Source organism: Sphingomonas sp. (assembly GCF_050725575.1).
In the GTDB taxonomy this organism is placed as follows: Bacteria; Pseudomonadota; Alphaproteobacteria; order Sphingomonadales; family Sphingomonadaceae; genus Sphingomonas.
On record NZ_JBOHHW010000007.1, the window covers coordinates 19,596 to 31,484 of the forward strand.

At 66.1% G+C, this 11,889-nt stretch carries 6 protein-coding genes and 1 tRNA gene; 4 read left to right on the forward strand and 3 right to left on the reverse strand.

The genetic code is table 11. The features are described from left to right. Positions 1–76 precede the first annotated feature (76 nt). Positions 77–688 carry a BRCT domain-containing protein gene (locus ACRECS_RS06965; protein WP_431582241.1) on the reverse strand — a complete coding sequence of 204 codons (612 nt, stop codon included), beginning with the start codon at positions 686–688 and terminating at the stop codon, positions 77–79. A gap of 549 nt (positions 689–1,237) precedes the next feature. On the opposite strand from ACRECS_RS06965, the gene ACRECS_RS06970 reads away from it, so the two are divergent. From ACRECS_RS06970 to ACRECS_RS06980, 3 genes are all read left to right on the forward strand, one after another. Then, positions 1,238–3,535, forward strand: a complete 2,298-nt coding sequence (locus tag ACRECS_RS06970) for an AAA family ATPase (RefSeq protein ID WP_431582242.1) — start codon at positions 1,238–1,240, stop codon at positions 3,533–3,535. 228 nt (positions 3,536–3,763) lie between these two features. Then, a complete protein-coding gene (locus ACRECS_RS06975; RefSeq protein ID WP_431582351.1) occupies positions 3,764–5,011 on the forward strand; it encodes a metallophosphoesterase family protein in 1,248 nt (415 codons plus the stop codon). Further along, complete coding sequence (locus tag ACRECS_RS06980; protein WP_431582243.1) at positions 5,012–8,470, forward strand: AAA family ATPase; 3,459 nt, start codon at positions 5,012–5,014, stop codon at positions 8,468–8,470. It abuts the gene before it with no gap. Positions 8,471–8,862: 392 nt separating this feature from the next. Here the strand turns inward: ACRECS_RS06980 and ACRECS_RS06985 are convergent, their stop codons facing one another. Beyond that, positions 8,863–10,080 (reverse strand): tyrosine-type recombinase/integrase, encoded by a 1,218-nt coding sequence (locus ACRECS_RS06985; protein ID WP_431582244.1) that lies wholly within the window; start codon positions 10,078–10,080, stop codon positions 8,863–8,865. 153 nt (positions 10,081–10,233) lie between these two features. Continuing rightward, positions 10,234–10,309: transfer RNA gene (locus tag ACRECS_RS06990), tRNA-Thr, on the reverse strand. 219 nt (positions 10,310–10,528) lie between these two features. Between ACRECS_RS06990 and ACRECS_RS06995 the strand changes: the two genes are divergently transcribed. Next, complete coding sequence (locus tag ACRECS_RS06995; RefSeq protein ID WP_431582245.1) at positions 10,529–11,818, forward strand: PAS domain-containing protein; 1,290 nt, start codon at positions 10,529–10,531, stop codon at positions 11,816–11,818. Positions 11,819–11,889: the final 71 nt, after the last annotated feature.

Here is an 11,889-nt window from a genome sequence, read left to right on the forward strand (position 1 = left end):
GACAGAAGGCAGCGGTCGGGGCATGGTTGAGCAACGCATGGGTTATCTGCCGCTTGGTCGACAGTTACCAGGGAGTTCAGAGAAAGCGCGCCCAGTGCTTCTCGGCGACAATCGAGATCGGGATACCGCTATCTCGCATGTCTACAGCCTTCAGGATTTTGTTGCCAAAGGTGGAATGCTTCCACGAGTCCGTCGCGTAAGCGCCAATGACTAGCACGTGGGTCTTTTTCGTGAGGCTTGCGGCCTCACCTCCGCGCTCCTGAATGGCCGCCTCGCAATCTTGCCGGCGTCCGTAGCTGAAGGTGCCGGTGAAGCAGTAGGTCTGGCCCGCAAACGTCAATGTCGGCTCGGGTATGCAAAGCGGAAGCGTCGAGGGCTTCAGTACCTCGCCCAATTCGAAATCCCCGGCAGAGAGTGCAGTCAAAGTGGACAGCAAATCGGCGCACTCATCGGCGTCCGCAATTCCATCTCTCATGATGCCGTTGACATGGTCGTAGAGCGTTCGGATCACCGGTTGATCACTAATGTCGGCATTCGCGGCGAGCCACTTCTGTAGAAATTCAACCTCAGTCTGGTTGATCGATCCGTCGGCGGCAAGTCCATGCGCAAGCCCAATGAGCTCATCGATCTGGCGCGAAGCCAATCGTTCGCCATTCATTCGATTCAGGATGTGTGCGCTTTCCCCCATCAATCTTCCCCAATTGCCCGTCTACCAGCCTATATAGGCTAGCAGTGAGTAACTCGCGCCGCTAATAGTTACCAGTCAGTCCCGGTCCAATTGCGGTTGATCGGTTGGTCGACCAACATGTCAGCTTGGCTTGGCGCCGATCTGAAATCTGACAGTCTGCTTCCTGCTTCGGCTCAAAAAACTACGGGACTGGTTTCAACATGAGCCGTCGGTTGGAAATGCGCCCCAATTTCGGTCGTTCACTTGACTCGTCGGCGACCCCAAAAACTGTCGATCTGCGGGGTTAGGCCAATGGCGTTACGCGGCATCAATCGGGGCGAGTAAGACAGAGAAGCTGCCTCAACCGTTCCGCGCGACCAGTTTTCCCGACATGGCCAAGCCCAGCGCGTACTCAGTCGCAATGGGTGGCGGATCATGTTCAACGGCGAGTATCGCGATCACATCAAACAGGTTGTCGCCACGTTCGAGCGTAGCGCCACTTTCAAATGCGATTGATTTCGAAGTCGCTCCGAGATTGACAACGATCGCGGCGAGGCATGAACTCCTGCGATGGGGATCCTCACCAACATAAAGTCGCTGCAGGGGATGGGGATTTACGCCGACCGCGGCGCGCGATCGCCGTCCCTGAACTTCCGACGCCACAACCTGATCTACGGGTTCAACGGTTCGGGGAAGAGCACGCTGTCGCGACTGTTCGCGAGCCTCGAGTCGGGTGAACCGCACCCGAAGCTCCCGGAGGGCGGCACGTTCGAGGTGACACTGGACGACGGGACGGCGTTCGGGTGCCCAATCAATCCCAAAGGGTTCGAGCAACGGATGCTCGTGTTCAACTCGGACTACATCGAGCAGAACCTCCAATGGGCCGCCGGGCGCGCGAGACCGGTGTTCTACATCGGCGCGGACCAGGCGGGAGCCGCCGCGGAGCTGACGAGGATCGAAGGCGACATCGTCAAGGCGGAAGCGAAGAGCGAGGCGGCGGCCGCGACCGAGAGAGCCGCGGACAAGACCTTCGCCAGCTACAAGCGCGAGCGCGCCAAGTCGGTCGCGTCGCGCCTCCATCTCGGCAGCCGCAAGTACGAGGCGCCGGCGCTCGCCAGGGACTTCGACACCTGGAAGGACCATGACGGACCCAGGCTGACGGATGACGAGCTGAAGGCCGCCGAGGATACCCGCAGGCTGGACGAGCCGATGCCCCGCCTCGACCCGCTGTCGTTCGAAAAGGGCACCATCGAGACGGCCTACCGGTTCATCGCCGAGGTCTGCGGCCAGTCGCTCGCGACCGTCGCGCTCGAGGAGGTGCAGCGGCACCCGGACATGCTCCTCTGGCTGAAGCAAGGCAACGAATACCACGACGCCCACGGGCTGGCCGACTGCCTTCTGTGCGGGAACGCGATCCCAGCGGAACGCCGCGCCTTGCTGGCGGCGGCGCTCGACGACAGGGTCGACCAGTTCGTCGCCCGCCTGAAGAGAACCGCCGAACGGCTCGAGGGCCTCCTCGGGTCGATCGGCCAACTGGCCGCTCAGCTGCCCGCGGTGGACGACCTGGCCAGCGAACTGCGGCCCGGCTTCAGGGACCTGAGGCAGGAAGCCTCGAAGCACACGCGCGACCTCGCCGACCAGTTGCGAACACTGCAGGGCGTGCTGTCCGTAAAGCTGGAGCGGCCCGCCTCTCCCGCTGACATAAAGGACGTCGCCGCCGAGGCGGATGTGCTCGCCACCGCGGAGCGCCTCGCGGCGAGCGTCGCGAGCGTCAACGAGACGATCGCGGCACACAACCAGGGCATCGCCGACTTCGCGAAGCGAAAGGAGGATGCGGAGGCGTCCATCCGCCGCCACTTCATCGTCGACTGCCGCGAGGAATACGCCAAGACGGCGAAGGACCTCGGCGACGCCACCGCCAGGCTGAAGGTCGAGACCGATGCACTGGCCGCCCTGCGGGAGGAGGCACGCGAGCTGCGCCAGCGCATCCGAACGCACGGGCCGGCGGCCGCCGTCATCAACAAGCTGATCGCAGCCTACCTGGGCCACGGCGAGCTGACCATCAACCCCGTCGACGAAGGCTACGAACTGCACCGCCACGGCACGCCGATTAGCGGCGTACCGAGCGAGGGCGAGAAGACAGCCATCGCGATCTCCTACTTCCTCTCCTCGATCGAGGCGGACAACCGAAAGCTGAAGGACGTCATCGTGGTGGTGGACGATCCGGTCTCGAGCCTAGACACCAAGGCGCTGAACTTCGCCTGCTCCCTCGTGAGGACGCGGCTCGAAAAGGCCGCGCAGGTCTTCATCCTCACGCACAACCTCCAGTGTATGAACGAGTTCAGGAAGGCCTGGAAGGGCAAGGCCCGGCCTCCGGCCGGCAAGGATCCGACCGCCACGTTCCTCTATATCGACGTCACGATCCCCGAGGGAGAGCACCGCCGCTGCTCCAGGATCATCGAGATGTCGAAGCTGCTCCGCGAGTACGACTCGGAGTACCACTTCCTCTTCAGCCACGTGCTGCGCTTCGTCGAGCAGCCCGACGCATACGACGACCATGGCTACATGATGCCCAACGTGATCCGCCGCGTGCTCGACGTGTTCCTCGCCTTCAAGAGTCCGGGTGGCGGAGGCCTGCCCGGTCAACTCGACAAACTGTGCGCCGACTATCCGGATCTCGACAGGGAGAGGTTGGCGTCGCTCGAACGGCTCACCCAGGTCGAATCCCACTCTGACAACCTCGACGACCTGCTGTCCTTCTCGACGATGACCCTTGAGGAGACGCGCGGAGCGGCCGCTGCGCTCTTCGCCATGATGGAACACGTCGACGGGAACCACCTGAAACGGCTGAAGGGCCTCTGCACCTGATGCCTTCCGGCCGTCGAAAGCCTGCGGCATTCCGCCGTAGGGCGCCGAGGAATGATGGGAACACAGACCGAAGATCTGAGCGGCTATCGACAACGTTTGCTCATAGGGGCGCGTGCAACCCCACCGAGTTGTCGGCATCAAAACTGTGCTACATGTTGGCGCGCGCGATGTGATGATGAAGAATGCGCGGCCGCGCGTGGGGGGTGAGCCATTACAGACTTCCGTTTCCTGCATGCCGCCGACATCCACCTCGACAGCCCGCTGCGCGGCCTGTCGAGATACGAGGGACTACCGGAGGAAGACATCCGCGGTGCAACCCGGGCGGCATTCGACAACCTCGTCCAGCGGGCCCTCGACGAGGAGGTCGACTTCGTGGTGATCGCCGGCGACCTGTTCGACGGCGACTGGAAGGACATGGGGACCGGCCTCTACTTCGCACGCGCGATGGGGCGGCTCGCCCAGGCCGACGTCCCCGTCTTCCTGCTGTCCGGCAACCACGATGCGGAGTCGGTGCTTACGCGCAGCATCCCCTGGCCCGCCAACGTGAAGCTGTTCGGGACGAGGCGCCCGGAAACCCATGTCCTGCCCGAACTCGCCGTCGCCGTGCACGGCCAGAGCTTCGCGACGCCGGCCGTGACCGACAACCTCGTCCTCGCCTATCCCGACGCCGTCGAGCACCACTTCAACATCGGCGTGCTCCACACCGCGCTGGCCGGCCGCCAGGGCCATGCCGCGTACGCTCCGTGCAGCCTGGAGGACCTCAGATCCAAGCATTATGACTACTGGGCGCTTGGCCACGTCCACGAGCACGAGATCGTCTCCGAGGACCCATACGTCATCTTCCCGGGCAACACGCAGGGACGCACGATCCGCGAGACCGGGCCCAAGGGCGCGGTGATGGTGACGGTGGAAGACGCCCAAGTCGTCTCCATCGAGCATATCGAGCTGGACGTGCTGCGCTGGGCGCACGTTGGGGTCGACTGCACCGGGGCGGCGGCGGACACGGTGGCCTCGCTCATGCGCGAATCGCTCCTCTCCACCTGGCAGGCCTATGCGGCGGGCCTACCCCTCGTCGCGCGGGTATCGCTCACGGGCGAGACGGCGGACGCCGGCGCACTGCACGACGGCGTCTCGTCGATCCGCGACGACGCGCGCGCGGTCGCCGCGTCGATATCGCCGGACCTGTTCATCGAAAGGGTGAAGGTGCTGGTCGAGCCACTCGCGCAACCGAAGCAGATCCGGATCGGGGACGACCTATCGTCCCTGATCGAACAGGCGGCTACCGACCCGAAACTCGCAGCCCTCCTCGCCGAGGACCTGGCCCCGTTCCTGCTCGCCACGCAGGCCGCGTTCGGCCAGTCGCCGGACGACGCCGACGACGAGGGCCTGTGGCGATCCGCGGGCGATGGCGACTGGACGGCGGTGCTTCAGACGGCAACGCTCGCGCTGCGATCTCGCCTGACCGGGGAGGCGTAGGTGCGCTTCGTCAACCTGTCGCTCGAGCGGTACGGGCACTTCGAGGACTGCACGCTCTCGTTCCGCAGCGGCCAACCGGACCTGCACGTCATCTACGGCGCGAACGAGGCCGGCAAGACCACGTCGCTCGCCGCAGTGTCGGACCTCCTGTTCGGCTTCCCCGTCCGATCGCCATACAACTTCATGTACGACTATGCGCTCCTGCGGGTCGGCGCCGTGCTCGAGGACGAGGGCGCGACGCTGGCCTGCCGCCGCAAGAAGGCTCCGAACGCGTCGCTACTGGGTCCGGACGACCGGCCGATCGACGAGGGACCGCTCCTCACAATGCTCAGGGGACAGACGAGGGAGACCTTCGGCCTCTCGTTCAGCCTGGACCAGGAGGGCCTACGGGCCGGCGGCAAGGCGATGGTCGAGGCCCGCAACGATCTCGGCCGGGCGCTGTTCGCGGCAGGCTCCGGCCTGACCGGAGTCTCGGACGAGCTGGCGCGGCTGGAGGAGGAGGCGGACGCCATCTGGGGTCCACGCGCGTCCAACAAACGCTCCTTCACCGTCGCGCAGCGCGAACTGGAGGCGGGTCTGCGCTCCATCCGCGACCGGTCGCTCCGACCGAGGATCTGGACCGACGCGAGGGCGGCGGTGGCGACCGCGCAGGCCGCGTTGGACGACGCCCAACGCCGGCGCGACGAGCTGCTCGCCGAGATGAGCCGCGCGGAACGGATCCGCCGGATAGCGCCGTCGGCGCGCCTGCGGGCGGAACATCTGGCCGCACTCAAGGCACACGGCGCGACCATCGAGCTGGCTGCCCAGCGCGAGGAGGCGGCGGAAACCGCGATGGCCGAGGCCGCGTCCGCCGGCCGCGCGAAGGCCGCCGCGGCGAACCTGGCCGAGGAAGCGGGCGAGCGCGTGAATGCGCTCGTGGCGGACGAGGCGATACTGGCCCAGGCGGACCTTGTCGACGCGCTCGTGACCGCCTCGGGAGCGGTCGCGAAGGCGAGCAGCGACATGGTGCGGCTCAGGACCGAGCACGCCACCCGGACCGGCCGGATCGAACGCCTGCGAGAGGAGGCCGGCGCGCTGGCCGCCGATCCACCATCACGCATTGTCAGCGCGAGGCTGCGCGAACTCGCGCTCGCGCACGTCGAGGACAGGTCGGCGATCGCCCAGATCGCGCAGAGCGAGGAGGAGCTCGACGAACGGCGGAAGGCAGCGTCCGGTCTCCCGCGCAAGGCCGACGACAACCCGAAGATCGACTTGGGTTCGGTCATCGCCGCCGTCGACGCCGCGCGAGCGCTCGGTGCCGACATCGACGCCCGCTGCCAGTCGCTGCGGAGCGCGGCCGACGCAGCCTCGACGACCTTGGCGCGGTCGCTTTCGCGGCTGGCGCCGTGGCGCGGCGACGACGTGGCGCTCCTGGAGCTTCCCCGGATCGGACAGGCGGAGATCGACGAGGCGCGCACGGCCATGGCGAACCTCTCGGCCGAAGCCGAGCGGGAGGCCGCCGCCGCCGGCCGTGCCCGGGAGGAGGCCGCGGCCCTCTCCCTCCAGATGGAGCAGCTCGCCTCCGGGAGCGCGGTTGCCGCGGAGGACATCCAGAGCGCGCGCACCGCCCGCAACGAACACTGGCGCCCACTCCGCGACCACATCCTGGCCGCCGCGCCGGTCGCCGCGCCGAGCGAAGCCGTCACTGTCTTCGAAGCCACGCTGGCGGAGGCGGACCAGCTCAGCGACCTGCGGTTCGCGGCGGCCGACGAGTCGAGCCGTCTCGCCGACATGCAGGACCGGATCGCAAAGCTCACGCTCGACGCGGAGCAGGCGGAGCTCCGCGCGAAGGGCGCCGAGCAGCGCGTCAACACCGAACGCGGCGCCTGGCGGGAGAGGCTGGAAGCGGCGGGCCATGTCGACATGGAGCCGACGCGCCTCGTCGCCTGGAACGCCGCAAGGGACGTCGCCGAAGCGGCGCACGCCGCATCCGTCGCGGCGATGGCAGAAGTCGAGGCGGCCAACGTCCGCCGGGCAAAGGTGCGCCAGGCACTCGCATCATGCCTCCCCGAGGGCGCCGCGCCGCTGGACGCCGCCGAGATTGCGACCATCCTGGCGATCGCCGAGCGACTGCGGGCCGACCTCGAGGCGGCCGAGCAGCAGAGACGGCTCGACGAAGCCGCCGCAGCCCGCATCGAACAGGACGCCGACACCCTCGGACGGCGTAGGAAGCGGCTCGAAGACGCGGTGGCCGTCCGCGAAGCTCAGTGGCGCGAGCAGCTCGACCAGACCGGGCTCGACCTCGAGCTCGGGAACGCGCCCGCCGCGCTCGACATACTCGAGGAGCTGCGCGTCGAGATCGAGGCGCTGTCGGACCTGCAGGGACGGCTCGACGGGATGGAAAGGGACGCGGCGGATCACGGCGCCCGGGTCCACGCGGCCGCCGCCGCCCTCGGCGTCCCCTCGTCGGGGGACCCGGAGGAGCGGCTGACGGCGCTCCGCAGCCGCCTGACCTCCGCGCGCGCCACGGCCAAGGTCATGGACGCCCTGAAGGCCACCATGAAGGCCCGCAACGAAGAGGTGGCGGCCGAGGAGGCCAGGTTGAGGGCGGCCATGGATTCCCTCAGGAGCCTGATGGCGGAGACGGGCTCGGAGGGCGTCGACGAGCTCGCCGTCGCCATCGCGCGCTCCCGCGCGGTCAGGGCACTCCGAGAAGCGGTCGCGGATGCCGAGACGGCGATCACATCGGCCGGCGATGGCAAGGGTCTCGTGGAACTCCTCGGATCCCTCGACGGCGTCGATCCGGACGGCCTGGCGGCCAGGACGCAGACGCTCGCGTCCCAACTGGCGGACCTCAACGCCGAGGTGGATGCCGCAGCCGGGGTGCTCGGGGATGCACGGAGGGCATTCGCTAATCTCGAGCAGGAGGGAGACAGCGCCATCGACGCTGCCACGGACGCGGGGCAGGCTCGCGCGGAGCTGGCGGTCCTTTCGGAGCAATACATCCTGAAGCGGGCGCAGGCGGTGACGCTGCGTTGGGCGATCGAGAGATATCGCGAGCAACACCAGGATCCGATGCTGCTTCGCGCCTCGGAGCTCTTCTCGGCCCTGACGATCGGGCGATACGCCGCGCTGCGGATCGACAGCGACGCCGCTTCGCCGCGCCTCCTCGGACTCCGTGACGACGGCAGGACCGTCGTCGAGGTCGGCGCCATGAGCGAGGGTACCACCGACCAGCTGTTCCTCGCATTGCGCCTGGCCGCCGTCGAGCAGTCCGTCGCCGCGGGCGTGCGCCTGCCGTTCCTCGCCGACGACCTCTTCGTCAACTTCGACGACGACCGGTCCGAAGCGGGCTTCCGCGTGCTGGCGGAGCTCGCCAGGTCGACGCAGGTCCTCTTCTTCACCCACCATCCCCACCTCGCCTCGATCGCCCGCTCCGTGGTTGGGGCCGACATCCACTCGGAGTGCGCGCTAGGGTGAGACCCGCGCCGCCTGCGCGTCTCTAGTGTTCAGGCCGTATAATTCGCCACGAGTGCTCTCACCGAACGACTGCACTGCGGCGCCACAGCGCTCATGCTCTTTTCCCGCGGCTTCATCTTCGACCTGCTGCGATCGGCGATCCACAGCGTGACGTTAGTCGGCTTCGACGGAAGACTCGCTAGGTGCGGCATGTTCTGCACACCAGGGAGCGCGCGACATTACAAACTGTCCGCGTCGTGGCAGAAATCGCCAAGACGACGGGATCCCGCCGTGAAAAGCCCACGCAGCGGCAATCGTCAGCGTGGAGAAGAAAGCCGCGATGGCACAGAGATGTCCATTTCCTGCTATACTGGCGCTTCAAGCTGCCATTCCGCAATCGGCCCAATAGCCGCCTAGGCTCGCTTCCGGAATTTTCCCTTGATCACTTTGCCTCCGACGCGAAGCTGATCGAGATAATCCGACCACCACTGCGCCATGCGGACGCGCTCAGCCCAGTGCGCCCCTCGGTTATACGCTGCTCGAACCCGATCTCTCTCGCCGTGCGCTAGTGCCCGCTCGATTGCGTCAGGATGCCAAAGACCGGATTCGTTGAGCAAGGTGCTCGCCATCGCTCGAAAGCCGTGACTGGTCATCTCATCATGGTCAAAGCCCAGCCGCCGGAGTGCGGTGTTCAACGTATTCTCACAGATCGAGCGCTTGGTCGTATGCAGAGCTGGGAACAGAAACTCGCTCGGTCTCGCGAGCGACCGCAATTCCTGGAGCAGATAGACCGTCTGACGTGACAACGGCACGGCATGTGGCTGCTTCATTTTCATGCGCTCAGCTGGCACACGCCAGACCTTGTCCGCAAAATCGATTTCGCTCCACTTCGCCTGTCGCAATTCGCCGGGGCGCAGGAACACGTGCGGTGCTATCCGCAATGCAAACAGCGTCTCCGGACGCCCCTTATAATCCTCGATCGCTCGCAACAGATCGCCGACCTTTTTCGGCTCAACGATCGCGGCGTGATGCTTGACCTTGGGTACCGTAAGGGCCCCGCGCAAAATGTCCGCCGGATTGCGGTCGGCGCGCAGCGTGGCGAAGCCATATCGAAAAACGCGGCCGGCAAACGCTCGAAGTCTCAGCGCGGTCTCGTGGTGCCCGCGACGCTCGACCCGCTTCAATACGTCGAGCAGTTCATGTGGAGTTATCGAAGCGATGGGCCGGCCGGCGATGCCGCCCAACAACTCGAGAAACCAGCGCGCCTTCTTGATGGTGGCAGGAGATTTTCCCTCCCGCTCCATCTTCTCGATGAATTCCTCTGCCACCAGCTTGAAGGTGGTTTTGGCGGCGAGTTCAGCCTCGAGCCGCTTCTCCTGCTTTTCCTGAACGGGATCGATGCCGTCGATGAGCTGCGCGCGCGCCTCGTCGCGCTTCTTGCGCGCTTGCTGGACCGTCACGGAGGGAAAGGTACCGAGCGAAAGCTTTCGCTCGGTACCGAAGACCTTGAAGCGAAATCTCCACAGGAGGGCACCGGTTGGCTGGACCAATAGAAACAGCCCGTCGGCGTCAGGCACCTTGTAGGGCCGCGCTTGGGGTTTCAACGCGCGAATCTGCACATTCGTAAGCATGGTGGACCACGCCTCCTTGGCTCGTTCGTGGTCCACCGATTCGTGGTCCATTTTGAGTGGACCACGACGGAACATAATGAGATTTCGTGGGACCGACGAGAGCCAATATATCGCAGATTTCTGCGGTTTTCTAGCCTTGTTCTCGGTATGGTCTGGTGCCGCTTACAGGACTCGAACCTGTGACCCCCGCATTACGAATGCGATGCTCTACCAACTGAGCTAAAGCGGCATACCGGCGGGGCCCGCAACGAGCCCCGGCAAGGTCGCGGCGGTTAGCAGGTCCTCCCGGGCCTGACAAGCGCCGCGCGCACCGCCTGCGCCGACCGTCCAACCGGAGCGCCCGCCGGAAGCAGTTGGGCGCACAATGCCTTTACGCAACGTTTACCACATCCGGTGCACAACGGCCGGGTGATGGGCGGTTATTCGTTCGGTGAGGGTCTTTTGCGTAATGGATAATGTTCGCGGCTTCGACGAGGATCGGACCGGTACGGATGACGAGGCCGCCTATGCCGGCGGCACCGAACCCGTGCTCGACATCGGCAGCGATGAGCGCCGGATGCATGTCCGCGCCTATAATCACTGGGTGTCGCTGCTGCAGGGCCGCGCCTATCCCTCGATCGAGGATCTCGACCCCGCCAGCATCGCCGATTTCGGCCCGCACAGCGTGCTGCTCGATTTCTCGCGCGGGATCGAGGACCCGATCATCGCCTTTCTGGGCAGCGCGCTGCGCGAGGAATGCGGGCTCGATTCGTCGGTCACGCAGATTTCCCAGGTGCCGAGCCGATCGCTGCTGTCGCGCCTGACCGACCATTATCTGCAGATCATCGCGAATCGCGCGCCAATCGGCTTCGAGGCCGAGTTCATCGCCACGCGCGGCCACAACACCATGTACCGCGGCATATTGATGCCCTTCTCGTCCGACGAGGATACGATCGATTTCATCTATGGCGTGATCAACTGGAAAGAGCTCGTCGATGCCGAGACACAGGCGAAGCTCGATGCCGAGGTCGCCGAATCGGTCCGCGCCGCGCCGCGCACGCCGGCCAACGCGCCGGTCTGGGCCGATGGTCCCAGCGGGGGATTCGACGGTGCCGCCCCCGAGCCGGAGATCAGCGATACGGGTATGACGGTCGATGACGGTTCACCGATGCTCGGCGCCAGCCTGTCCGACCAGCTGATGCTGGCGCAGCAGACCGCCGCCGCGGTCCGCGCGCACGACACGCGCAGCCGCGCGACGCTGTACCGCGCGCTGGGCCGCGCGCATGACTTTGCCGCCTGTGCCGATGCCGATCCGGCCGGGTACCAGGCGTTGCTCGACGATGCCGGGATTGCCGTGCAGCTGCGCGCGCCGATGACTCCGATCGTCAAGCTCGTGTTCGGTGCCGATTACGACAAGACGCGCCTGACCGAATTCGCCACTGTCCTGTCGCACGCACGCCGCGCAGGTGTCGCGACCGGTGGGCTGGGCGTGTTCCTCGACGGGTTCGAGGGCGGCATCAAGGGCGTGGTCAAGGCCGAACGCGCGCTGCGCCAGCCAGCATCCAAGGCGCAGGCCGATCCGGCGGACGCGCTGCGCAGCCGGCCGACTCTGGCGAGCGTGTCGATCGATACGCATGTCGCGACCGGCGATTATGTCGTGCTGCTGGCCCGTGCGGGTTCCGGCGACACGCTCGATATCGTGGCCGCAATCGACGACGACAGCGTCCTGACGCACCGCGCGATGCGCGCGGCGAGCTGACCCTCCGATCCCTCCCCCGGAGACCGGGGAAGGATTTTCGCGGCATCCCCACCCTCTTTGCGATTGTGCAT